The organism is Pantoea sp. Acro-807 (genome assembly GCF_011752675.1).
Lineage (GTDB): Bacteria > Pseudomonadota > Gammaproteobacteria > Enterobacterales > Enterobacteriaceae > Pantoea > Pantoea eucrina.
This window is the reverse complement of sequence record NZ_VWXE01000001.1, coordinates 1032076-1054577: the sequence shown is the minus strand read 5'-3', so window position 1 is coordinate 1054577 and position 22502 is coordinate 1032076. Positions and strand designations below refer to the sequence as shown.

Sequence of the window (22502 nt, the reverse complement as noted above, 5' to 3'; positions counted from 1 at the left end):
AGCACGCTCATGATGTTAAGCAAAAAAAACAGTGACGTGGTGGATGCCTTCAGCGAAAAGCTCGAGGTGGAGGGGCGCAGCCTGTGGCAGGATGCACGCCGCCGCTTTATTCACAACCGTGCGGCGCTGATCAGCCTGCTGGTGCTGCTGCTGATTGCCCTGTTTGTGGTGTTTGCGCCGATGCTGGCGCAGTTTAACTATGATGATACCGACTGGGCGATGATGTCGTCGCCGCCGGATACGGTTTCAGGCCACTGGTTTGGAACGGACTCCTCCGGGCGCGATCTGCTGGTGCGGGTGGCGATTGGCGGACGTATCTCCCTGATGGTGGGCATCGCCTCTGCACTGATTGCGGTGCTGGTGGGAACGCTCTATGGCTCGCTGGCGGGCTATCTCGGTGGCAAAATCGACTCGGTAATGATGCGTATTCTGGAGATCCTCAACTCCTTTCCGTTTATGTTTTTTGTGATCCTGCTGGTGACCTTTTTCGGCCGCAATATTCTGCTGATCTTTGTCGCCATTGGCATGGTCTCCTGGCTCGATATGGCGCGTATTGTGCGTGGTCAGACGCTGGGACTAAAACGCAAAGAGTTTATCGAAGCGGCTCAGGTAGGAGGCGTCTCCACGGCCAGTATCGTGCTGCGCCACATTGTGCCTAACGTACTGGGCGTCGTAGTGGTCTACGCCTCGCTGCTGGTGCCCAGCATGATTCTGTTTGAATCTTTCCTGAGCTTCCTGGGTCTGGGGACGCAGGAGCCGCTCAGTAGCTGGGGCGCGCTGCTGAGTGACGGAGCGAACTCGATGGAGGTTTCTCCGTGGCTCCTGATGTTCCCGGCCGGCTTTCTGGTGGTCACGCTATTCTGCTTTAACTTTATCGGCGATGGTCTGCGTGATGCCCTCGACCCGAAAGATCGCTAAGGAGTTTCCCGATGAGTTTTGAAACCACAACGCCAGCGCGTGCTGTGCCGGCGGGAAGCCCGGAGCTGCTGCTGAATGTGCAGGATCTGCGCGTAACCTTTACCACGCACGACGGCGACGTTACCGCCGTCAACGATCTCAATTTTTCACTGCGTGCCGGGGAAACCCTTGGCATTGTAGGTGAGTCAGGCTCCGGCAAATCGCAGACGGCGTTTGCGCTGATGGGGCTGCTGGCAAAGAACGGCCGCATTGACGGATCGGCACGTTTTAACGGGCAGGAGATCCTGAACCTGCCCGAAGGCAAGCTGAACAAGCTGCGTGCGGAGCAGATTGCCATGATATTTCAGGACCCCATGACATCGCTCAATCCCTATATGCGGGTAGGGGAGCAGCTGATGGAAGTTCTGCAGCTGCACAAAGGCATGAACAGCGCGCAGGCTTTTGAAGAGTCGGTACGCATGCTGGATGCGGTAAAGATGCCGGAAGCGCGGAAGCGGATGAAGATGTATCCGCATGAATTTTCGGGCGGGATGCGCCAGCGCGTGATGATTGCCATGGCGCTGCTGTGTCGTCCTAAGCTGCTGATTGCCGATGAGCCCACCACTGCACTGGATGTAACGGTTCAGGCGCAGATCATGACGCTGCTTAATGAGCTGAAACGCGAATTTAACACCGCCATCATTATGATCACGCACGATCTTGGCGTCGTAGCCGGGATCTGCGACAAAGTACTGGTGATGTATGCCGGGCGCACCATGGAGTATGGCCGTGCCCGCGATGTGTTTTATCAGCCGGCGCATCCGTACTCTATCGGGCTGCTGAATGCGGTACCGCGACTCGATGCAGAGGGTGAGTCTCTGACGACCATTCCCGGCAATCCGCCAAACCTGCTGCGGTTGCCGCAGGGCTGTCCGTTCCAGCCACGCTGCGCTTATGCAATGGAGATATGTGCCGCTTCGCCGCCGCTGGAGCCGTTTGCCGACGGACGCCTGCGCGCCTGCTTCAAACCGGTGGAGGAGTTAGTATGAGCACCGTTGTGGAAGAGAAAAAAGTACTGCTGGAGATAGCCGATCTTAAAGTGCATTTTGAGATCAAAGATGGCAAACAGTGGTTCTGGCAGCCGCCGAAGACGCTGAAAGCGGTGGATGGTGTCAGCCTGCGGCTGTATGAGGGCGAGACGCTGGGTGTGGTAGGCGAATCGGGCTGCGGTAAATCGACGCTGGCGCGCGCTATCATCGGGCTGGTGAAAGCGACCGAAGGGCGTGTCGCCTGGCTGGGACGCGATCTGCTGGGGCAGAGCGCGGAAGAGTGGCGTCAGGCCCGCAGCGATATTCAGATGATTTTTCAGGACCCGCTGGCGTCACTGAACCCGCGTATGACCATTGGCGACATTATTGCTGAACCGCTGCGCACCTATTATCCAAAAATGCCGCGTCAGGAAGTCAGAGACAAGGTCAAAGCGATGATGATGAAAGTCGGCCTGCTGCCGAATCTTATCAACCGCTATCCGCACGAGTTCTCTGGCGGCCAGTGTCAGCGTATCGGTATTGCGCGCGCGCTGATCCTGGAGCCGAAGCTGATTATCTGTGATGAGCCAGTCTCGGCTCTGGATGTCTCTATCCAGGCGCAGGTGGTGAATCTGCTGCAGAAACTGCAGCGCGAGATGGGCCTGTCGCTGATATTCATTGCGCACGATCTGGCGGTGGTGAAACATATCTCCGATCGCGTGCTGGTGATGTATCTGGGCCATGCCGTTGAGCTGGGTACTTATGATGCGGTGTACAACGATCCGCAGCATCCCTATACCCGGGCGCTGATGTCGGCGGTGCCGATCCCCGATCCTGACCTGGAGAAGAATAAACAGATCCAGCTGCTGGACGGAGAGCTGCCTTCGCCAATCAATCCGCCTTCAGGCTGCGTATTTCGTACCCGCTGTCCGATTGCCGGGCCGGAATGTGCCAAAACCCGCCCGCTGCTGGAGGGCAGTTTCCGCCATGCGGTATCCTGCCTGAAGGTAGATCCGCTCTGACGTCAGTCAGCAGGCTCTGAATAGCAAAACGCCGGGCAAAGGCCCGGCGTTTTTATGGCTGACTTATTCGCGCCAGAGAATATGGCAGAGCTTATGATCCTTCTCACGGCAGAGCAGCACGCGGGCAAACACATCCGTGATAGGTTCGCCATCGGCCTCACCCAGACCAATCACAACCTCTGAGAAAAAGTCGGGATTTAAGTCAAAATCAACATGTTCCTGCCAGTCTTCCGACGGGTCAAACAGCTCTGCGCCGCCACGCTCTTCAAACTGCAGGTTAAACAGAATAATATCAGCCGGATCGAGGTTATCGCCCGCCAGCTCCAGAAAAATATCGTAGGCCTGCTCCAGCGTTTCATCATCGGTCAGGCGGTTGTCTAAATCCATGGTCATGTGCTTATCCTGCGGCGGTAATCTTTCCGCTCGTTTTACAGTAATGGACTAAAGAAGTAAAACAGTCGTTCAACGATGCGCTGCCACCAGGCACGTTTCGCCCAGCGGGCGTTGTCCAGCAGGCGCGAACGGGCAATATAGTCATCCTGCACGGTAGCGAGATCGCTGCCAAAACCATCATCATCTACCACCAGGGTGATCTCAAAATTGAGCCACAGGCTGCGCATATCAAGGTTCACCGTGCCCACCAGGCTGAGCTGCCCGTCAACCAGCACGCTTTTGGTATGCAGCAGGCCATCTTCAAACTGATAGATTTTTACGCCCGCTTCCAGCAGTTCCGTAAAGAATGCCCGGCTGGCCCAGCCAACCAGCAGTGAATCGTTGTGACGCGGGACAATAATACTGACCTCTACGCCGCGCAGCGCAGCCGTGCAGATAGCGTGCAGCAGATCGTCGCTGGGAACAAAATAGGGGGTAGTCATGATCAGCTGCTCGCGCGCGGAGTAAACCGCGGTCAGCAGCGCCTGATGGATCATATCCTCGGGGAAACCCGGCCCGGAAGCGATAACCTGAATAGTGTGGCCGCTCTCCTGTTCAAACGGCATGATGTTGCCGTCTGGTGCCGGAGGCAGAATACGCTTACCGGTCTCAATCTCCCAGTCGCAGGCGTAAACGATCCCCATTGTGGTGGCAACAGGCCCCTCCATCCGCGCCATCAGATCGATCCACTGCCCGACACCGGCATCCTGCTTAAAGAAACGCGGATCGACCAGGTTCATGCTGCCGGTGTAGGCGATGTAGTTGTCGATGAGCACGACTTTGCGGTGCTGCCGCAGATCCATACGCCGCAGGAAAACACGCAGCAGGCTGACCTGCAGCGCCTCAACCACATCGATCCCGGCGTTACGCATCATATTTGCCCATGGGCTACGGAAAAAGGCGACGCTGCCGGCAGAATCGAGCATCAGACGACAGTGCACGCCCCGGCGTGAGGCTGCCATCAGCGACTCCGCCACATCGTCAGCCAGGCCGCCTGGCTGCCAGATATAGAACACCATCTCGATATTATGACGCGCCAGCTGAATATCACGGATTAGCGCCTGCATCACCTCATCGCTGCTGGTCAGCAGCTGCAGCTGATTGCCTTTGACGCCAGCGATCCCCTGCCGGTGCCGGCAGAGATCAAAAAGCGAGCGTGCAACGTCGCTGTGCTCGGTGGCAAAGATATGCCGGCACTGCCTGAGGTCGGTGAGCCACTTAGCCGTAGAGGGCCACATGGTGCGGGCGCGCTCGGCCCGGCGCTTGCCAAGATGCAGCTCCCCGAACGAGAGATAGGCGATAATCCCTACCAGCGGCAGAATATAGATGATCAGCAGCCAGGCCATAGCTGAGGTCACTGCGCGACGTTTCATCAGAATACGCAGCGTTACACCCGCAATCAGCAGCCAGTAGCCAAACAGCAGTAACCAACTGATCAGGGTATAAAAGGTGGTCATTGAGTGGACATCCTGTTCGCGCATTTATAGGCAAAGTTTACGTGCTGATGCGCTGTAGCGAAACCTTAATCTGCCCTGAGATTTATCGATAAAGGTTTCGAATTGGCATTTCTGTGCAGATCACTATAATGCGTGCCGAAATATGCCGGACTGAGAGAGTGTCATGAGACGAAGCAGAAATGAAGTGGCCCGCTGGAGAATGTTACGCCAGGTGCATCGCCGTCGTGCCCGCTGGCTGGAAGGCCAGTCGCGTCGCTATAAGCGCATCCATGCCATTCGTCACCAGGTTGCGCAGCAGCAGCGCCGTTCAATTCTGTTTATTACGCAGAATATGTGAGACCGGCGCGGCTGGGTTCGTTAATGGCCGCGCAGCATCAGCGTAATGTTGACGATCTGCGCCGCCGCCGCCAGGACTATCAGCATGACAATCTGCTGGCGCGCCTGAAGCCAGCCCTGACGGCGCCAGATCCAGAGCGCACGACCGGTAAGCAGCAGTGCCACCAGTAGCAGCAGCAGTGATAACATCACGAATTAAAATACCCGCTTAAACGGCTTAACGGTAACTTTTTCGTAAACGCCAGCGGCGATATAGGGATCGTCCTGAGCCCAGGATTGCGCCGCCTCCAGCGAATCAAACTCTGCGACAATTGCCGAGCCGCTAAAGCCAGCGGGGCCTGGATCGTTGCTGTCGACCACCGGTAGCGGGCCGGCAACAATCAGTCGTCCCTCATCCTGCAGCAGCTGCAGACGAGCAAGGTGCGCAGGGCGCACGCTGTTGCGTTTTTCCAGTGAATCTGCGGTATCTTCCGCGTAGATGAGGTAAAGCACGATGGGATACTCCCGTTAGACTGGCCGAAATTGCGAGACACGTTAAGGGATCGCCCGGCAGAGTGCAAACGAAACCTCAGGGCAATCGGCGCCAGCGCAAGCGGGGTTAAAAAAAAGAGGAAACGGGGCACTTTTACGCTGCTTATTGAAACTGATTGCTATTTGCATTTAAAATCATCTTCTCACTCAATGACCACAGCTGCTATGACGACATTGACAACGCCTTTTCCGACCCGTACGCCTGTTTCACTGATCCTCTCCGTGGTACTGCACGGGTCCGTTATTGCCGGCATTCTCTATGCCTCGTGGCATCAGTCCCGTGAGCTGCCTGCCGCGTCTCAGCCTATCGCCATCACCATGGTCGCGCCTGAGGTGCAGCCGGAACCTGCGCCGGCTGTGGTAGCACCGGCACCGCAACCTGAGCCTGAACCCGAGCCGCAGGCCGCCCCGGAGCCGCCAAAAACGGAGCCGGTTCCTATTGCAAAACCGGAGCCAAAGCCGAAGCCGAAACCTAAGCCGAAGCCAAAACCAAAAGCAGAAAAAAAACCGGCGCCAGCCCCCCGTCAGCCGGCACCGGACCGGGCCGATCCGTTCAGGCAGGAGACCGCAGCAGCTCAGCCCCGGCCCGCCACTGCACCAAAAGCGGCCACTGCTCCGGCACCGGTTAAAGCGAGCGGACCGAAAGCGCTCAGCATCAGCAAACCAGCCTATCCGGCACGCGCGGCCGCGCTGCGTATTGAGGGTAATGTACGGGTGAAATTTGATGTCGACAGTGACGGCCGGGTTGGCAACGTCACTATTCTTTCGGCACAGCCGCGCAATATGTTCGAGCGCAGCGTCAGGGATCAGGTTAAAAAGTGGCGCTACCAGCCGGGCCAGCCGGGCCAGGGCATCACCATGAATATTGTTTTCCGTATTAACGGCGGCGCGAAGATCGAGTAGGGCGCAGAGCAGAGCGGCCGAAAAAGCCGCTCTGCTTTTCATCACTCAGTGGCTGCGGTTAGCGCGATCTGCCGGCAGCGGACGCGACTTGCCGCTGTTGTCTACTGCGACGTAAACGAACACCGCTTCGGTGGCGCAGTAGGTCTGGCCTATCGGCTCAGATGAAACCTTTTTAATCCACACCTCAACGTTGATAGTCATTGAGCTGTTTCCGGTGCGCAGGCAGTGCGCATGGCAGCTGACCACATCGCCTACCGCGACCGGCTTCAGAAAACTCATGCCGTCGACCCGAACCGTGACCACGCGACCTTCAGCGATCTCTTTTGCCAGAATTGCACCGCCCATGTCCATCTGCGACATCAGCCAGCCGCCAAAAATATCGCCGTTGGCATTGGTGTCGGCTGGCATAGCCAGCGTACGCAAAACCATTTCGCCCGTGGGCTGCTTATGCTTCTCGTTCATTGCTCAGTTCTTCTGCAGGTGAAAAAAAGCCCGGCTGGCCGGGCGATGGAAAGACTATTTTGATTCCTGCTGGGGCATCTGCCGCCAGATGTAGAGCCCGCTCAGCAGGGTAAACAGCAGCGTCAGCCCTGTCAGGCCAAACACTTTAAAGTTCACCCATACCGGCTGTGGCAACCAGAACGCAACATAGATGTTGGCAAGGCCGCACAGCAGAAAGAACAGCGCCCAGGCGATGTTGAGCCGGCGCCAGACCGTGGCAGGCAGCTGCAGCTCTTTTCCCAGCATGGTCTGGATCAGGGGCTGCTGCATGAACCACTGGCTGTAGAGCAGTGCGAGCGCAAACAGCGAATAGATTACGGTGACCTTCCACTTGATGAATTCATCATTATGAAACACCAGCGTCAGGGTGCCGAACACCGCCACCAGGACAAAGGTAAACAGGGTCATCTTTTCCAGCTTGCGATAGAGCACCCAGCTCACTACCAGCGCCAGGCCGGTAGCCACCACCAGCGCGCCCGATGCAACGTAGATGTCGTAGAGTTTGTAAAAAACAAAGAAAACGACCAGGGGGAGAAAGTCGAGTAACTGCTTCATAGCGTTTCCAGTCCGGACAGTAGCCTGTGGTTATAGCGCTCAGCGGAGCGCCGTAACCCTTAACGTAACAGCATATAGAGCCGATACAAATAAATAATCAAAACGGCAGAAACCAGATTGCCCAGCGCGTTAAGCACCACGGAGGCAATATTGGCGGGCAATACCGTCAGCGAAGAGAAAAAGAACATCAGAATAATTTTTGCCAGCAGCCACAGCAGAATAGCGGGTGCAATCAGGCGAATATTTTTCCACGCCAGGCGCAGGCTGGCGCGCATGGCACCGATTACGCCCATTTTTTCACTGACCAGCATCACCGGCGCCAGAGAGAGCAAGATAGCGAGCACGATGCCAGGCACCATCAGCACCATAAAGCCAAGCTGCACCAGCAGCGTGATCAAAAAGGTCTGCAGCAGCAGCTTAGGCAGCAGCGGTGCAGCGGTACCGATAGCGCGCAGGGCACTGACGCGCTGACCGCTGGAGACCAGCGGGATCAGGCAAAGCATGCCGCCGAGCAGCAGCGTATTACCAATCAGCGCCGCCAGGGTTCCTGCTGCGGAAGCGCGCAGCAGTATACGCTGCTGATCCGGAGACATATTCTGTACCAGTTCAAACAGGGAGGATGCGCTGCTGTCACTCTGACTCAGCAGCGACAGCTGCTCATCATCAGGCGTTAACGCATGCCCGATAATCACGGTAATGAATGAGGTCAGCAGCGCCATCAGCATTATAGTGACCAGCTGATGGCGCAAAAAATTTCCTGTGTCACGGTATAACGAGCTTGCCGTGATAGACATGTACACTCCTTGAAAAAAACCGGGTTAATTAACCCGGCGATTGTACATGCTAAGCGGTCAGGCTGGCACCCGGAATACCATAACTTTCTGTCATGTCAGGTAAAGAAGGGTGAAAAAGGGCAGGTAATCCATGGCGGGCGCGGGCACGGTCGCAGGCTTCGTTAACGACGCCATTTTCCCCGGACATCGCAAATTCACGGCAGGGAGAGGGGCGCTGCTCATAGATACCGCAGGAGACGCAGCTACCGGGCTCGCCCTGCAGAGCAACGCAGCGCGGCGTGCGATCGCTGGTGCCGCGCATATTGCGCATCAGCAGGTTTAGCGGCTCGGTGAGTTCGGCTGGCACTGCGCCACCGGCATCATCGGCTTCAGCCCAGTAAAAGGAAACGCGAAAATAGGCGCAGCAGGCGCCACAGGTCATACAAGGGTTAGTTATATCGCTCATCTGATCGCCCGCCACTCCTGAGGCATCGAACCAAAATCACTCGGGATCAGCAAAGTAATCACGTTATGAAACTTCAGCAACCTGTTTTTGATCTTTTTTCGCGCTTGCAAATTTGATCTGTGTCAATTCATTGTTAACTAAGCATTTATTCTGCCAGCCAGTTAATGAAATCTGCGCTGAAAACCGTTACATCTGTGCCGCGAAAAATTTTAATTCAGGCAAAGGAGTGATGATGAAACTGGCAAAATGCGCACTGTTCCTGGCGATGGCGATACCACAGCTGGCGCTGGCTCATCAGGCGGGTGACTTTTTTATGCGCGCCGGTACGGCAACGGTCCGTCCGACAGAGGGGTCAGATAATGTGCTGAACATGGGTGAATTCAGCGTCGATAATGATACGCAGCTGGGGCTGACATTCACCTGGATGGCAACCGACCATATCGGAATTGAGCTGCTGGCTGCCACGCCGTTTCGTCATAAAGTCGGTCTTGGTCCGACCGGTAACCTGGCCACGGTGCGTCAGCTGCCGCCCACGCTGATGGCGCAATACTATTTCCTCGACAGTAACAGCGCGGTACGTCCTTATGCAGGCGTTGGCATCAATTACACCACCTTTTTTGACGCAAAGCTGAATCAGACCGCCAGGGATGCACAGCTCAGCGATTTGAGCGTTAAAGACTCCTGGGGCATTGCGGGTCAGGTGGGGCTCGATTATCAGATTAACCGTGACTGGATGCTGAACGCTTCGCTGTGGTACATGGATATTGATACTGAAGTGAAATTCAGACATCAGGGCGTACAGCAGAATATTAATACGCGTATCGATCCGTTTGTCTTTTTCTTTGGTGCAGGCTATCGCTTCTGAGGCAGAAGAAGGGCGACCTGCCGGCCGCCCTTTTGGTATTACTTGATCTGCATATTATTAACAACAGACTTCACGCCTGCCACGCTGCGCGTAACGGAAACGGCGCGGTTAGCCATCTGTGGCGAGCTGACAAACCCGCTCAGCTGAACCTTACCTTTGAACGTTTCAACATTGATTTCTGTAGATTTCAGCGCTTCATCATTCAGCAGCTGCGCTTTTACTTTCGTGGTGATGACGGTGTCATCAATATAACCGCCGGTGCCTTCTTTGGTTGGCGTTGGCGCACAGGCGCTCAGTGTCAGTGCCACAAATGCAGCCATAAAAATTCCCGCAACGACCTTGAACAATTTCATTTGGTTATCTCCCTGTCATAGATGGATTCACACCGTAACGCAACGGCGCATTTAAGTGTGGGTCGGCCCTGAATAATCGGCAACCTGCTGGCAGAGAAAAAGTGAAAAAAGCTGGCGCTCAGGCAGAAAGGATGGGGGGGGGCGGAAAAAAGAGTGTGGCCCCGTCGGAGTGACGGAGCCACAGCGATTAGCAGGTGGCCGCTTTCAGGCCGCTGACAAAGGCTTTCAGCTCACGCAGCAGCGTTGCCGGGTCGCGCTGATTTTTCTCAATGATGCGTACAATGGCGGAACCGGAGATCGCTCCCGCTGCGCCTGCAGCAATCGCTTCACGTACCTGCTCCGGCTCGGAGATACCGAACCCCTGCAGGGCAGGCGGCGCCTGAAACTCACGCAGTTTATCAATCAGATGGTGAAGCGGCTGACTGGCGCGGTTTTCAGCACCGGTCACCCCTGCGCGCGACAGCAGATAAGTGTAACCGCGGCCATGCTGAGCCAGTTCACGCAGCAGGTCATCGCTGGCATTAGGCGGGCAGATAAAAATCGGCGCAATGTTGTGACGCAGCGCAGCCTGGCGGAAGGGGGCTGACTCTTCAACTGGCACATCAGCGACCAGTACCGAGTCGACGCCCGCGGCGGCACACTGCGCATAGAACGTATCGATGCCGCGGCTGAACACCAGATTAGCGTACATCAGTAAACCAATGGGCAGATCGGGGTATTTCTGCCGCACTACCTGCAGCATTTCAAAGCATTGCGCCACCGTGGTGCCGGCCGCAAAAGCCCGCAGCGTGGCGCTCTGAATGGTGGGTCCATCTGCCAGCGGATCGGAGAAAGGGATCCCCAGCTCCAGCGCATCAGCGCCGCCTTCAACCAGCGTATCGATAATCTGCAGTGAGAGCTCCGGAGAGGGATCGCCCAGCGTAACAAAAGGGACAAACGCGCCTTCCTGACGCGCTGACAGGCGTGAAAACAGCTGATTATAACGCTCCATCAAATCTCTCCTTTCGCTTTAAGCAGATCGTGAACCGTGAAAATATCTTTATCGCCGCGACCGGAAAGGTTAACCACCAGCAGCTGCTCTTTTTCCGGATTTGCCCGCATCATTTTCAGCGCATGGGCCAGCGCATGAGACGATTCCAGGGCCGGAATAATCCCTTCTGCGCGGCACAGCGTTTTAAACGCGTCGAGCGCTTCATCATCGGTAATGGAGACATACTCTGCGCGCCCGATGCTGTTCAGATGCGCGTGCTGCGGACCAACTGACGGAAAGTCGAGGCCGGCGGAGATAGAATAAGACTCTTCAATCTGGCCCTCTTCGGTCTGCATCATTGGCGCTTTCATACCAAAATAGATACCAACCCGGCCGTGCTTCAGTGGCGCGCCGTGCTCGCCGCTTTCAATACCGTGGCCAGCGGGTTCAATACCAATCAGGCCCACGCTGCTCTCTTCAATGAAATCAGCAAACATGCCAATCGCATTGGAGCCGCCGCCTACGCACGCCAGCACGGCATCGGGCAGGCGGCCTTCCGCTTCGAGGATCTGCGCTTTGGTCTCTTCGCCGATCATACGCTGGAATTCGCGCACGATGGTTGGGAAGGGGTGCGGACCTGCTGCGGTTCCCAGCATATAGTGTGCAGTTTCATAGCTGCCTGACCAGTCGCGCAGCGCCTCGTTACAGGCATCTTTCAGCGTAGCTGAGCCGCTGTGAACCGGGATCACTTCCGCGCCCATCAACCGCATCCGGAATACATTGGGAGACTGACGCTCAACATCTTTCGCCCCCATATAAATACGGCACTTCATGCCGAGCAGCGCGCAGGCGAGCGCGGAGGCGACACCATGCTGGCCGGCGCCGGTTTCCGCAATGATCTCATTTTTCCCCATTCGCTTTGCCAGCAGCGCCTGACCCAGTACCTGATTGGTTTTATGCGCGCCGCCATGCAGCAGATCTTCGCGCTTCAGATAGAGGCGGGTTTTCGTCCCCTGAGTCAGATTACGGCACAGGGTCAGCGCCGTCGGACGACCAGCGTAATTTTTCAGCAGATCGGTAAACTCCTGCTGAAACTCAGGATCGCGCTGCGCTTCAACAAAAGCAGCTTCCAGCTGGCGCAGAGCCGGCATCAGGATTTGCGGAACGTACTGGCCGCCAAATTCACCAAAATAGGGATTCAATAACGTCGACATAATTGATCTTTCCTCAACGGCCCGCACTGGCGGGCCAGCAACATTAGTAAGCGCGTAATGTGGTAAATACCGCAGCAATTTTGCCGGCATCTTTTATGCCAGGGGCGGACTCCACGCCGGAGTTAAAATCAAGACCAGCGCAGCCCAGCTGGGCTGCCGTCACGCAGTTATCAGCGGCGAGACCGCCAGCCAGCAGCACGTTGTCCAGCGACTCTCCCTGCAGCAGCGACCAGTCAAACTGCTGCCCGCTGCCGCCCTGGCCATTATCAAACACGTAGCGATCAACGTGCGGCCAGTCGCGCGCCGGCAGGCTCTCTTTGACACTCAGCGCTTTCCAGATTTGCGTCTGTGGCGGCAGCGCCTGACGCAGCGTGGCAACATAGTCGCGATCTTCGGCGCCATGCAACTGCACTGCTGCCAGATTCAGCTCTACCGCCAACGTGACAACGTCACCAACCGGCGCATTACGAAACACGCCCACATAGCGCAGCGGCGCTGCGGCCATCACGCGGTGTGCCTGGACAGTATCGATTTTGCGCGGTGAGCCTTCAGCAAAAATCAGACCGCCATACAGGGCTCCCGCTTCACTGGCGGCGCGCGCCGCTTCCGGCTGCGTCAGGCCGCACACTTTATTATCACCCAGCAGCACGCGACGTACCGCAGCTGCCAGGTCAGCCTCTTCCATCAGCGCCGAGCCGATGAGAAAACCGTTAGCAAAGCGGCTCAGCTCACGCACCTGCGCATAATTATGAATACCGGATTCACTGATGACCGTGACGCCGTGACTGAGGCGCGGTGCCAGCTCGCGGGTGCGGTTAAGATCGATTGAAAGATCGCGCAGGTCGCGGTTGTTGATGCCCACCACCTGAGCGTCGAGGGCAATCGCCCGTTCCAGCTCCGCCTCATTGCTGACTTCGGTCAGGATGCCCATGTTCAGGCTGTGAGCCACTGCGGCGAGCTGCCGGTACTGTTCATCATCCAGTACGGAGAGCATCAGCAGGATGGCGTCCGCCTGGTAGTGGCGCGCCAGGTAGATCTGATAGGGGTCGATGATAAAATCTTTGCACAGCACGGGCTGGGTCACCGCCGCGCTGACAATCGGCAGAAAAGCGAAGTCACCCTGAAAATATTTCTCATCCGTCAGTACCGAAATGGCAGACGCGTGATGACGATAGACGGCGGCGATGGCGGCAGGATCGAAATCCTCGCGGATCACCCCTTTTGACGGTGACGCTTTTTTACACTCAAGGATAAAAACGGTGCGGGTGCCGCGCAGGGCGTCATAAAAAGAGCGCGTTGCCGGCTGCAGTTCCGGGTGGAATGTCTCCAGCGGCTGCTGCTGCTGACGCTCTGCTATCCAGATCGCCTTATCCTGCACAATTTTCTCTAATACGGTGCCTTTAATACTCATCTCATCCTCTCGCTGCCAGTGCAACCACGCGCTCATAAGCCTGTCCGCTGCGAATCGCGGCAATGGCCCGCTCCGCGTTGTCGCGCAGGTCTTCATGACCAAACACTTTCAGCAGCATCGCCACGTTAACGGCGACCGCCTGCTCATGCGCGGGCTCTCCTTTACCCTGAAGTAAACGGGTCAGAATGTCACGGTTTTCTTCCGGCGTCCCGCCCGCCAGCGCCTCTTTGTCATGCATGCCAAAACCAAAGTCATCCGGCGTCAGCTGATAGCAGGTAATTTCCCCTTCGCGCAGCTCAGCCACCTGCGTGGCGCTGTGCAGAGCGACCTCATCCATTCCGCCGCCGTGGACCACAGCGGCCCGCTGATAGCCGAGCACCTTCAGCGTTTGCGCGATGGGCAGCACCAGCTCCGGGCTGTACACGCCAATCACCGCCAGCGGCGGTCGGGCCGGATTGATCAGCGGGCCGAGCACGTTGAACAGCGTGCGCGATTTCAGCTGCTGACGCACCGGCATTGCGTGACGAAAGCCGGTATGGTACTGCGGCGCAAACAGGAAACAGACATTAAGATCGTCCAGCGCCTGGCGCGCCTGCTGCGCGGGCATGTCCAGATTAATACCAAACGCTGCCAGCAGATCGGAGGAGCCGGATTTGCTGGAGACGCTGCGATTACCATGTTTGGCCACTTTAAGGCCGCAGGTTGCGGCCACAAACGCGCTGGCGGTCGAGATATTAATGCTGTTACTGCCGTCGCCTCCGGTGCCGACGATATCAGCAAACGCATAGTCAGGACGCGGGAAAGGTTTGGCATCAGCCAGCAGCGCCGATGCGGCGCCGGCTATCTCCTGTGGCTGCTCGCCGCGCACTTTCATGGCAATCAGCGCTGCGGCCAGCTGAGTGGGCTCCAGCTGACCGGTAATAATGGCGCTGAACAGCTGGTGGCTCTCCGCCTGGCTCAGCGTTTGCGCCTGATACAGTTTTTCCAGAATAGTTTGCATCTTTATCTCCCTGTTACTGCGCCAGCGCCCAGGCCAGCGTCTGCTCAAGCAGGCGTGCGCCCTGGGTGGTGAGAATCGATTCAGGATGGAACTGAAAGCCGCAGACGCGATCGGCATCATGCCGCACGGCCATGACCATGCCGTTGTAGCTGGCGTTAACCGTCAGCTCAGCGGGCGTATTACTCCCCACCAGCGAGTGATAGCGTGCCACCGGCAGCGGATTACTCAGGCCGCTGAACATCGCGCTGCCGTCATGCTCTACCGCAGACGCCTTACCATGCAGAATTTCACCCGCCTGGCCCACGTGGCCGCCATACGCTTCAACGATAGCCTGATGACCCAGACAGATACCGATAATGGGGAGCTGGCCGCGCAGCGCCTGCAGCAGGGCTGGCATACAGCCCGCATCAGTCGGCGCGCCAGGACCGGGTGACAGCATCAGCACCGGATTTTCCATCTGCTGCAGCCGCGCAATCAGCGTCTCAGCCGGCACGCTGTTGCGGTAGATCACTACGTTGTGACCAAAGCTGCGCAGCTGATCCACCAGGTTATAGGTAAACGAGTCGATATTATCGAGCAGCAGGATATCAGCCATCAGAACATCTCCTTGCAGTGGTGCGCGGTTGCGATAGCGCGCAGAACTGCGCGTGCTTTGTTGCGGCTTTCATCCGCTTCAGCCTGCGGGACAGAATCCAGCACCACGCCGGCACCCGCCTGCACGGTAGCCACACCTTCTTCGACCCAGGCGGAACGGATCACGATGCAGGTATCGAGATCGCCGGTCGCCGTGAAGTAGCCCACGGCACCGCCGTAACTGCCGCGCCGCGTGCCCTCTTTTTCAGCAATCAGCTGCATGGCGCGTACTTTAGGCGCGCCGCTCAGCGTGCCCATATTCATACAGGCGCGGTAGGCGTGCAGGACATCCAGATCGTCACGCAGCGTGCCGACCACGCGGGAGACCAGATGCATAACAAAAGAGTAGCGGTCAACTTTGGTCAGATCGGCAACGTAACGACTGCCGGGTTTGCAGATACGGGCAAGGTCGTTACGCGCCAGATCCACCAGCATCAGATGTTCGGCCAGCTCTTTATGATCGGTACGCATCTCCAGCTCGATACGGCTGTCGAGATCGCGATCCAGCGAGCCGTCGGCATGGCGGCCGCGCGGGCGGGTGCCGGCAATGGGGTAGATCTCAATCTGGCGCGACTGCGCGTCATACTTCAGCGAGCTTTCCGGTGAGGCACCAAACAGGGCGAATTCCCGATCCTGCATAAAGAACATATAGGGGCTGGGATTGCTGTTCTTCAGCGTTTCATAAGCGGCAAGCGGTGACGGACAGGGTAGCGAGAAGCGGCGCGACGGCACGACCTGGAAAATTTCACCGATGCGGATAGCCTGCTGCAGCGACGCCACCACCTCGCAGTAAGCATCATCGCTCTGGCTGGTGCTGAGCGTCATCTGTTCCACGCGCTGCACCGGCAGGGCGGGCGCCGGCTGTGTCATCTGGCCGTGCAGCTGCTCAATACGGCTCTGCAGACGCTGAAACTCACTGGTTGACGGCGTAAACAGGCTCGCCTGCAGGCGGGCTGAACCCTGCTGGTGGTCGATAATCAGCAGCGTTTCCGCCAGATAGAAGCAGTAGTCGGGACAGCACTGGTCGTTGCGCAGCGCCGGCAGCGCTTCAAAGCCGGCGACCAGGTCGTAAGCAAACAGTCCGCCCAGCAGCATCGCTTCACGCTCATCGGCAGGTGTATTAACCAGTTGCGGAATCAGACGCAGCGCATCAAACACCGAGAAGGCTTTTAGCCGCGAATCTTCATCCTGTACATCATTCGCCGTAGCAAAATGCAGCTCACGACCATCCGGACGAACGTCGATTTTTACGCTCTCAGGCAGAGCGGCATCCAGCAACGGCAGCAGGGCACGGCCATTTTCAGAGAGCGCCTGTAAAGTCACGGTCTGACCAAGGGCGCTGATGCGCAGTGCACTATCAACAATCAGCAGGCTTTTCAGATTTTTTTTGCTGTCGATGTCCGCAGACTCAAGCAGCAGAGTGGCCGGACGTGCGCCGCACAGTTGATGAAACACCGCGGCCGGATCTTCGCGATAGGGTGCGTTTCCGGTAATCAACTTCAATGTAGGTTTCGCATTTGCCATGATAATTTCTCTGAAATTCGCTCAAAAAAAAGCCCGCATGGTGGCGGGCTCAGGTATCTGCACAGGAATCAGGCTTGTGCACAATAACGCCACCCGTTACAGGAAGACGTACGCCAGCTATCTGTTAACCGCATTGCTACCTGACTCATGGCAGATACCCACTGTGTGTGAACTTGTGTACTAGTTAACTGGTTCGGATGAAAAATGTCAATACCCTTTCTCAGTTAACAACAAAATCGCTATCATGCCCGCTGATTTTTAGCCGTGCTCCGGAGTTACTTTGTCAGATATTAGCCGTTTCCCGCTTTACGATCTTCACAGCCATACCCGCGCCTCCGATGGATTGCTGACCCCAGCGGCCCTGGTTCAGCGCGCGGTTGATAAGCAAGTTGGCGTGCTGGCCATTACCGATCACGATACGGTCGCGGGCGTTGCTGAGGCGCAGGCGTTTGCACAGGAGCAGAAACTGCCGATAAAAGTGCTGGCCGGTCTGGAAGCGTCCACGCTGTGGGAAAATCACGAAATTCATATCGCAGGCCTGAATATCGATTGCGATCATCCGGCACTTAAGGCCTTTCTGGCAGCGCAGCACCAGTGTCGTTATGAGCGGGCGCTGCAGATTGCTGAACGGCTGGAGCGGGCCCGCATCCCCGACGCACTGGCGGGCGCACAGCGGCTGGCACAGGGTGGGGTGATTACGCGCGGTCATTTTGCCCGTTATCTGATTGAACAGGGTAAAGCTGAGAATATGGCCCAGGTGTTCAAACACTATCTGGCGCGTGGCAAAACCGGCTATGTGCCACCACAATGGTGTACAATTGAACAAGCTATTGAAGCTATTCATCATTCCGGCGGCGTCGCGGTGCTGGCGCATCCGGGACGCTACGGCCTGTCGGCAAAATGGCTGAAGCGGCTGATTGCCTTTTTCGCACAAGCGGGAGGCGACGCGATCGAGGTGGCGCAGTGTCAGCAGCCGCCTAACGAACGCACCCAGCTGGCAGGCTATGCGCGCGATAATCAACTGGCAGCATCGCAGGGGTCCGACTTTCACCAACCCTGTCCCTGGATTGAGCTGGGGCGTAAACTCTGGCTGCCGGGTGGCGTTGAACCCGTCTGGGAACGCTTTCCCGCTCTGGCCCCCGCTTCAACTGCCTGAGACAGATGACAAGAGGTTTTTATGAGTCAACGTTTTCACATTCATCCTGATAACCCGCAGCCGCGCCTGATTAATCAGGCGGTGGATTATCTCAATAAAGGCAGCGTCATTGTCTATCCCACCGACTCCGGCTATGCGCTGGGGTGCCGGCTGGAAGAAAAAAACGCGATGGAACGTATCTGCCGTATCCGTCAGCTGGATGGTAACCACAACTTTACGCTGATGTGTCGCGACCTCTCAGAGCTTTCGGTTTACTCTCAGGTCGACAACTCAGCCTTTCGTATCCTGAAAAACAACACCCCAGGTAATTACACTTTTATTCTCAAGGCGACGAAAGAGGTGCCGCGCCGCCTGATGAATGACAAACGCAAAACCATCGGGCTGCGCGTGCCTTCGCATCCGGTTGCGCTGGCGCTGCTTGAGCGACTGAATGAGCCGATGATGTCGACATCACTGATGCTGCCCGGTAATGACTTTACGGAATCCGATCCGGAAGAGATCCAGCACAGCATCGGAAAACTGGTCGATCTGATCCTCGATGGCGGCACGCTGGGGCAACAGCCGACGACGGTTGTCGACCTGACGGAAGACACGCCGGTCGTGGTGCGCGCAGGTGCCGGAGATACGCGGCCATTTAGCTAATCGCCCGGCCAGGCCAGGTGTCGCTACGTGACAGGCGCCTGGCTGAGATTGCGCTCAAGCCAGCGCTTAAAATCGCCATAGGGAATATAGAGTGACACATCTTTAAGGATCACTTTTCTGCTACGTCTGTTCGCAATTTCATGACTGTATCCCACAATCACTCCGGCAATGGTTTCATCACTGTTATAGACCGCGCCGCCTGACATTCCCTGAGTCACACCCGCATTAGATGCCATTGCCATACAGGGTTTTTTATTCCAGCGATTAGTAATAGCCGTGCGCGCCAAATTAACGCCGCTCGATTCAACCGGCATGGCAGAAATAAAACTGTAGCCATACATTTTAATCGCTTCTCCGGGCGCGCTGGTACGAAACCTGGCCAGCGTATCAGGACTATTTTTGTGATAAATAATCGCAACGTCGCAATAAGGATGATAGGCCTTAACGCGCTGCACAGACGTTTTAGCAACGTGCGCCGCTGTCAGGCTGTACTCCGGCGTAAGGGGAATAGTTGTACCGAGAACACCCAAACCCAGCACTGTCGGTACGCCTGTTACGCTCATATCAACATGTTCAAGCGCCGCTTTGCTGTATTCAGTCTGTCCAACGGAACAACCGGTTAGCGCCAGCGCGAACAGCGCCGGGCAAAGTACGGTTATTTTCATTGTTACGATCTTCTTTAAGGCGCGTCAGTAACATCCCTGGTGAGGAGAGCAGACACGCTAATTAATTATGTCAGCCTGTACGGGCATATAGACGGGATATTTTCCGTTAAAACAGCCGTCATGCAGAGTGACGTTAATAATTTGTTATAAATAGCTTTAGACTTAATAAAATAATATTTCTTCGAATCTACATCTGGCCTGCTGCTTTATTTTACACCGCTTTTATTTATGCACAAATTCAGCGCGCTAATAGATGGCAATAAAACAGAATATAGAGCCTTAAACCAACCTGTAGCGCGGATCATACGCACAACCCACTCAGGGCGAGGTGAAATTTTGTTTTAAGCTGGTTGGGTAGATGATTGTGTGGTTTTCGTAAGCGATAGCACTATTTTGCCGTGCAGCCGGGGCCTGAGCGGTTTTAGCGGGTTCATTGCTTTAAAGCGATTTCCCCGGTCGGGCTCATCAGGCATCAATATAATACGAGCTTCTCTATCGCCAGGTCATTGACCAGGCTGTAAACAGGAGAGTGTCAGGGATAAAAACGCCTGTCGTCATGAACGGCAAAACCGGCAGAGGCGGGAAAACGCCGGCCAGCTATTATCGGCAGCAAAGTTAAAGGTGTTAACGCAACCTTAGCTGGTGTAAAATCGCAGGCCGTTTGCATCCGGTCAGATTGATGCGCAACGTTAACAGTTTCTGACAGAGGACGTGGTAATCCCGCTGTCTTACCCATTCTTACCACGACGCCTGGGAAGGCGACAACGAGGCAGCTCCATGAGCGAAAAATTACAGAAAGTATTAGCGCGCGCCGGTCACGGCTCGCGCCGCGAAATCGAAACCATGATTTCCGCCGGACGCGTCAGCGTAGATGGCAAACTGGCCACGCTGGGCGATCGCATTGAAAATGACAAAAGCCTGAAAATTCGTATTGATGGTCACCTGGTCTCTATTGCCGAGTCCACTACGGAAGTGTGCCGCGTGCTGGCTTATTACAAGCCGGAAGGGGAGCTTTGTACCCGTAACGATCCGGAAGGGCGCCCAACCGTGTTTGACCGCCTGCCGCGCCTGCGTGGATCGCGCTGGGTGGCAGTGGGTCGTCTGGACGTTAACACCTGCGGTCTGCTGCTGTTCACTACCGATGGGGAACTGGCTAACCGTCTGATGCATCCAAGTCGCGAAGTTGAACGCGAATATGCGGTGCGTGTTTTTGGCGAAGTGGGTGACGATAAAGTGCGTCTGCTGAGCAAGGGCGTTCAGCTGGAAGATGGCCCGGCTGCCTTTAAAACCATTAAGTTTGCTGGCGGTGAAGGGATCAATCAGTGGTACAACGTTACCCTTACCGAAGGACGCAACCGCGAAGTGCGTCGTTTATGGGAAGCGGTAGGCGTTCAGGTTAGCCGCCTGATGCGCGTGCGTTATGGTGATATTCAGCTGCCAAAAGGCCTGCCGCGCGGCGGCTGGATGGAGATGGAGCTGCCGGCGGTAAACTACCTGCGTAAGCTGGTGGGCATGCCGGAAGAGACCGTTACCAAAGTTGCCGTTGAGAAAGATCGCCGTCGCACCAAAGCGAATCAGATCCGCCGCGCAGTGAAGCGTCACAGCAGCGCCGGCAATACCACTCAGCGCCGCAGCAGCAAACGCGGCGCCTGATGGCTGTGTGCCGCTGCCCCGGCAGCGGCTACCAGTCAATTCCCTGTTGCGCCTGGATGCCGGCATCAAAGGCATGTTTTACCGGGCGCATCTCAGTCACGGTATCTGCCAGCTCCAGCAGGCGCCGGTGACAGCCGCGTCCGGTAATAATCACGCTTTGCGCAGACGGACGCTGTTGCAGAGCAAGCATCAGCGCCTCCAGATCCAGATAATCCATGCTCACCATATAGGTGATTTCATCAAGGATCACCAGGTCAACATCGCTATCAGCCAGCATGCGTTGTGCCTGCTGCCAGACCTGCTGGCAGGCGATCGTATCCGTGCTGCGGCTCTGGGTCTCCCAGGTAAATCCGGTGGCCATTACCTGAAACTCAACCCCGTGCTGCGCCAGCAGATTACGCTCGCCGTTGGGCCACTCCCCCTTAATGAACTGTACCACTGCCACCTTTTTTCCGTGGCCGCAGGCGCGCAGCGCCGTACCGAAAGCCGCCGTGGTTTTTCCCTTACCGTTACCGGTAAATACCATAACGATACCGCGATGTTCTGTCGCCGCAGCGATGCGCGCGTCAACCTGCTCTTTCAGGCGCTGCTGACGTTGCTGATGGCGACCGCTCATGCGCTGGCCGGACCCGCTTTACGTCCGGGCTGAGCATCGAAGCTCATGCCCGTTTTACGCCGGCTATCATCGCCCATCAGGTAGAGATAAAGCGGCATTAAATCGGCCGGAGTTTTCAGCAGGTTTGCATCCTCCTCCGGAAACGCGCTGGCGCGCATCTTCGTACGCGTGCCGCCGGGATTGATACAGTTTACGCGCAGGGCGTGGTTTTTATACTCATCGGCGAGCACCTGCATCATGCCTTCAGTGGCAAATTTAGAGACGGCGTAAGCGCCCCAGCCGGCGCGCCCGGTGCGGCCTACGCTGGAGGTAGTGAATACCAGCGATCCCGCCTCTGATTTCAGCAACAGCGGCAGCAGAGCCTGCGTCAGATAAAAGGTGGCATCCAGGTTGATCTGCATCACCTCGCGCCAGAGGGCCGGCTCAAGATCGGCCAGCGGAGCAATTTCACCCAGAATACCGGCGTTATGCAGTACGCCGTCCAGACGCGGCACGCGCTCAGCAATCTGCGCGGCCAGCTGCTGACATGATTCAGGCGTGGCGGTCGCGAGATCCAGCAGGTATGAGCTGGCGGGCTGCTTATTAAGCTGGTTAATCGCCGCTTCTGTCTGCTGCAGGGTAACGGCGTTACGTCCGAGCAGGATAACGCGGGCGCCGTAGCGGGCATAGGTCAGCGCCGCTTCCCGGCCAATGCCGTCTGATGCGCCGGTAACCAGAATAATGCGGTTTTCGAGTAGATCGCCTTTAGGCTGATAGTGCACAGCAATCTCCTTCAGTCAGTGGTAGAGGTTTCTGGCTTTATGCCTGAATTCGCCAGCCGGTGCAATGCTACAGAGGAGCATTCTGTGCCGCCTGCGGGCTTTTCAGGCGACGAACCGGGTTAAAGCAGTTACACTCAG

General features: G+C 56.6%; 25 protein-coding genes and 1 pseudogene. 9 read left to right on the top strand and 17 right to left on the bottom strand.

Features of this window, described 5'->3' with window-relative positions; translation table 11 throughout:
* Positions 1-9 precede the first annotated feature (9 nt).
* From oppC to oppF, 3 genes are read left to right on the top strand one after another with little or no spacing between them, the layout of a single operon-like run.
* Positions 10-918 (top strand): oligopeptide ABC transporter permease OppC, encoded by a 909-nt coding sequence (gene oppC / locus F3J39_RS05005; protein WP_039384641.1) that lies wholly within the window; start codon positions 10-12, stop codon positions 916-918.
* Between the two features lie 11 nt (positions 919-929).
* Complete coding sequence (locus F3J39_RS05000) at positions 930-1946, top strand: ABC transporter ATP-binding protein (RefSeq protein ID WP_039384639.1); 1017 nt, start codon at positions 930-932, stop codon at positions 1944-1946.
* On the top strand, positions 1943-2947 hold the full coding sequence (oppF, locus tag F3J39_RS04995; RefSeq protein WP_039384638.1) for a murein tripeptide/oligopeptide ABC transporter ATP binding protein OppF: 1005 nt from the start codon (positions 1943-1945) through the stop codon (positions 2945-2947). The genes F3J39_RS05000 and oppF overlap by 4 nt, the downstream gene beginning before the upstream one ends.
* Positions 2948-3010: 63 nt before the next feature.
* On the opposite strand, the gene F3J39_RS04990 is transcribed toward oppF, so the two are convergent.
* On the bottom strand, positions 3011-3340 hold the full coding sequence (locus tag F3J39_RS04990) for an HI1450 family dsDNA-mimic protein (protein WP_199181676.1): 330 nt from the start codon (positions 3338-3340) through the stop codon (positions 3011-3013).
* Between the two features lie 35 nt (positions 3341-3375).
* Positions 3376-4836: a cardiolipin synthase gene (cls, locus tag F3J39_RS04985; RefSeq protein WP_039384637.1), complete on the bottom strand. Its 1461-nt coding sequence runs from the start codon at positions 4834-4836 to the stop codon at positions 3376-3378.
* Between the two features lie 163 nt (positions 4837-4999).
* Between cls and F3J39_RS04980 the strand changes: the two genes are divergently transcribed.
* Positions 5000-5173 carry a YciY family protein gene (locus F3J39_RS04980; RefSeq protein ID WP_128083772.1) on the top strand — a complete coding sequence of 58 codons (174 nt, stop codon included), beginning with the start codon at positions 5000-5002 and terminating at the stop codon, positions 5171-5173.
* 20 nt (positions 5174-5193) lie between these two features.
* Here F3J39_RS04980 and F3J39_RS04975 read toward each other — a convergent pair whose 3' ends face one another.
* Positions 5194-5364, bottom strand: coding sequence for a hypothetical protein (locus F3J39_RS04975; RefSeq protein WP_158086426.1), 171 nt, complete (start codon positions 5362-5364; stop codon positions 5194-5196).
* A 3-nt stretch (positions 5365-5367) separates the two neighbouring features.
* The gene (locus F3J39_RS04970; protein WP_039384635.1) at positions 5368-5664 is read right to left on the bottom strand and encodes a YciI family protein; all 297 of its coding nucleotides are present in this window, start codon (positions 5662-5664) and stop codon (positions 5368-5370) included.
* A gap of 204 nt (positions 5665-5868) precedes the next feature.
* Between F3J39_RS04970 and F3J39_RS04965 the strand changes: the two genes are divergently transcribed.
* A complete protein-coding gene (locus F3J39_RS04965; RefSeq protein WP_150034364.1) occupies positions 5869-6606 on the top strand; it encodes an energy transducer TonB in 738 nt (245 codons plus the stop codon).
* 45 nt (positions 6607-6651) lie between these two features.
* Here the strand turns inward: F3J39_RS04965 and yciA are convergent, their stop codons facing one another.
* The 4 genes from yciA to F3J39_RS04945 are packed head-to-tail and all read right to left on the bottom strand — an operon-like array spanning position 6652 to position 8901.
* Complete coding sequence (gene yciA, locus F3J39_RS04960; protein WP_039384631.1) at positions 6652-7068, bottom strand: acyl-CoA thioester hydrolase YciA; 417 nt, start codon at positions 7066-7068, stop codon at positions 6652-6654.
* Positions 7069-7122: 54 nt separating this feature from the next.
* A complete protein-coding gene (locus F3J39_RS04955; protein WP_039384629.1) occupies positions 7123-7662 on the bottom strand; it encodes a septation protein A in 540 nt (179 codons plus the stop codon).
* A 59-nt stretch (positions 7663-7721) separates the two neighbouring features.
* A complete protein-coding gene (locus F3J39_RS04950) occupies positions 7722-8456 on the bottom strand; it encodes a YciC family protein (protein WP_039384626.1) in 735 nt (244 codons plus the stop codon).
* Between the two features lie 49 nt (positions 8457-8505).
* The gene (locus F3J39_RS04945) at positions 8506-8901 is read right to left on the bottom strand and encodes a YkgJ family cysteine cluster protein (protein ID WP_094110951.1); all 396 of its coding nucleotides are present in this window, start codon (positions 8899-8901) and stop codon (positions 8506-8508) included.
* A 229-nt stretch (positions 8902-9130) separates the two neighbouring features.
* Here F3J39_RS04945 and ompW point away from each other — a divergent pair, with 229 nt between their 5' ends.
* Positions 9131-9766, top strand: a complete 636-nt coding sequence (gene ompW / locus F3J39_RS04940; protein ID WP_175540465.1) for an outer membrane protein OmpW — start codon at positions 9131-9133, stop codon at positions 9764-9766.
* A 38-nt stretch (positions 9767-9804) separates the two neighbouring features.
* On the opposite strand, the gene F3J39_RS04935 is transcribed toward ompW, so the two are convergent.
* The 6 genes and pseudogenes from F3J39_RS04935 to F3J39_RS04905 form a co-directional block, all read right to left on the bottom strand.
* Positions 9805-10119 (bottom strand): BON domain-containing protein, encoded by a 315-nt coding sequence (locus F3J39_RS04935; RefSeq protein ID WP_039384615.1) that lies wholly within the window; start codon positions 10117-10119, stop codon positions 9805-9807.
* 187 nt (positions 10120-10306) lie between these two features.
* Positions 10307-11110, bottom strand: coding sequence for a tryptophan synthase subunit alpha (gene trpA, locus F3J39_RS04930; RefSeq protein WP_166713877.1), 804 nt, complete (start codon positions 11108-11110; stop codon positions 10307-10309).
* Entirely contained in the window at positions 11110-12303 is a 1194-nt protein-coding gene (gene trpB / locus F3J39_RS04925) for a tryptophan synthase subunit beta (protein ID WP_039384608.1), read from the bottom strand. Before trpB ends, trpA begins: the two co-directional genes overlap by 1 nt.
* A 43-nt stretch (positions 12304-12346) precedes the next feature.
* A complete protein-coding gene (gene trpCF / locus F3J39_RS04920; RefSeq protein WP_199181686.1) occupies positions 12347-13708 on the bottom strand; it encodes a bifunctional indole-3-glycerol-phosphate synthase TrpC/phosphoribosylanthranilate isomerase TrpF in 1362 nt (453 codons plus the stop codon).
* A gap of 7 nt (positions 13709-13715) precedes the next feature.
* Positions 13716-15309 (bottom strand): annotated as a pseudogene (gene trpD / locus F3J39_RS18795) (bifunctional anthranilate synthase glutamate amidotransferase component TrpG/anthranilate phosphoribosyltransferase TrpD).
* The gene (locus tag F3J39_RS04905) at positions 15309-16871 is read right to left on the bottom strand and encodes an anthranilate synthase component 1 (RefSeq protein WP_104085017.1); all 1563 of its coding nucleotides are present in this window, start codon (positions 16869-16871) and stop codon (positions 15309-15311) included. The pseudogene trpD and the gene F3J39_RS04905 overlap by 1 nt, the downstream one beginning before the upstream one ends.
* Before the next feature lie 280 nt (positions 16872-17151).
* On the opposite strand from F3J39_RS04905, the gene F3J39_RS04900 reads away from it, so the two are divergent.
* Positions 17152-18027, top strand: a complete 876-nt coding sequence (locus F3J39_RS04900; protein ID WP_039384594.1) for a PHP domain-containing protein — start codon at positions 17152-17154, stop codon at positions 18025-18027.
* 21 nt (positions 18028-18048) lie between these two features.
* Positions 18049-18669 (top strand): L-threonylcarbamoyladenylate synthase, encoded by a 621-nt coding sequence (locus F3J39_RS04895; RefSeq protein ID WP_039384591.1) that lies wholly within the window; start codon positions 18049-18051, stop codon positions 18667-18669.
* Positions 18670-18692: 23 nt separating this feature from the next.
* On the opposite strand, the gene F3J39_RS04890 is transcribed toward F3J39_RS04895, so the two are convergent.
* Positions 18693-19334, bottom strand: coding sequence for a hypothetical protein (locus F3J39_RS04890; protein ID WP_039384588.1), 642 nt, complete (start codon positions 19332-19334; stop codon positions 18693-18695).
* Positions 19335-20111: 777 nt separating this feature from the next.
* Between F3J39_RS04890 and rluB the strand changes: the two genes are divergently transcribed.
* Positions 20112-20987 carry a 23S rRNA pseudouridine(2605) synthase RluB gene (gene rluB / locus F3J39_RS04885; protein ID WP_071668861.1) on the top strand — a complete coding sequence of 292 codons (876 nt, stop codon included), beginning with the start codon at positions 20112-20114 and terminating at the stop codon, positions 20985-20987.
* Positions 20988-21015: 28 nt separating this feature from the next.
* Here the strand turns inward: rluB and cobO are convergent, their stop codons facing one another.
* Together cobO and F3J39_RS04875 are read right to left on the bottom strand one after the other, a co-directional pair.
* A complete protein-coding gene (cobO, locus tag F3J39_RS04880) occupies positions 21016-21603 on the bottom strand; it encodes a cob(I)yrinic acid a,c-diamide adenosyltransferase (RefSeq protein ID WP_166713876.1) in 588 nt (195 codons plus the stop codon).
* On the bottom strand, positions 21600-22364 hold the full coding sequence (locus F3J39_RS04875; RefSeq protein ID WP_166713875.1) for a YciK family oxidoreductase: 765 nt from the start codon (positions 22362-22364) through the stop codon (positions 21600-21602). The genes cobO and F3J39_RS04875 overlap by 4 nt, the downstream gene beginning before the upstream one ends.
* Between the last annotated feature and the right edge of the window lie 138 nt (positions 22365-22502).

Coding starts and splice junctions, on each gene's coding strand:
- yciA (WP_039384631.1), bottom strand. CDS start 7,068: ATGAACGAGAAGCATAAGCAGCCCACGGGCGAAATGGTTTTGCGTACG.
- F3J39_RS04950 (WP_039384626.1), bottom strand. CDS start 8,456: ATGTCTATCACGGCAAGCTCGTTATACCGTGACACAGGAAATTTTTTG.
- oppF (WP_039384638.1), top strand. CDS start 1,943: ATGAGCACCGTTGTGGAAGAGAAAAAAGTACTGCTGGAGATAGCCGAT.
- F3J39_RS04935 (WP_039384615.1), bottom strand. CDS start 10,119: ATGAAATTGTTCAAGGTCGTTGCGGGAATTTTTATGGCTGCATTTGTG.
- F3J39_RS04980 (WP_128083772.1), top strand. CDS start 5,000: ATGAGACGAAGCAGAAATGAAGTGGCCCGCTGGAGAATGTTACGCCAG.
- F3J39_RS05000 (WP_039384639.1), top strand. CDS start 930: ATGAGTTTTGAAACCACAACGCCAGCGCGTGCTGTGCCGGCGGGAAGC.
- F3J39_RS04965 (WP_150034364.1), top strand. CDS start 5,869: ATGACGACATTGACAACGCCTTTTCCGACCCGTACGCCTGTTTCACTG.
- F3J39_RS04945 (WP_094110951.1), bottom strand. CDS start 8,901: ATGAGCGATATAACTAACCCTTGTATGACCTGTGGCGCCTGCTGCGCC.
- F3J39_RS04890 (WP_039384588.1), bottom strand. CDS start 19,334: ATGAAAATAACCGTACTTTGCCCGGCGCTGTTCGCGCTGGCGCTAACC.
- F3J39_RS04955 (WP_039384629.1), bottom strand. CDS start 7,662: ATGAAGCAGTTACTCGACTTTCTCCCCCTGGTCGTTTTCTTTGTTTTT.
- trpB (WP_039384608.1), bottom strand. CDS start 12,303: ATGTCGACGTTATTGAATCCCTATTTTGGTGAATTTGGCGGCCAGTAC.
- trpA (WP_166713877.1), bottom strand. CDS start 11,110: ATGGAGCGTTATAATCAGCTGTTTTCACGCCTGTCAGCGCGTCAGGAA.
- F3J39_RS04990 (WP_199181676.1), bottom strand. CDS start 3,340: ATGACCATGGATTTAGACAACCGCCTGACCGATGATGAAACGCTGGAG.
- oppC (WP_039384641.1), top strand. CDS start 10: ATGATGTTAAGCAAAAAAAACAGTGACGTGGTGGATGCCTTCAGCGAA.
- F3J39_RS04905 (WP_104085017.1), bottom strand. CDS start 16,871: ATGGCAAATGCGAAACCTACATTGAAGTTGATTACCGGAAACGCACCC.
- cobO (WP_166713876.1), bottom strand. CDS start 21,603: ATGAGCGGTCGCCATCAGCAACGTCAGCAGCGCCTGAAAGAGCAGGTT.
- cls (WP_039384637.1), bottom strand. CDS start 4,836: ATGACCACCTTTTATACCCTGATCAGTTGGTTACTGCTGTTTGGCTAC.
- rluB (WP_071668861.1), top strand. CDS start 20,112: ATGAGCGAAAAATTACAGAAAGTATTAGCGCGCGCCGGTCACGGCTCG.
- ompW (WP_175540465.1), top strand. CDS start 9,131: ATGATGAAACTGGCAAAATGCGCACTGTTCCTGGCGATGGCGATACCA.
- F3J39_RS04895 (WP_039384591.1), top strand. CDS start 18,049: ATGAGTCAACGTTTTCACATTCATCCTGATAACCCGCAGCCGCGCCTG.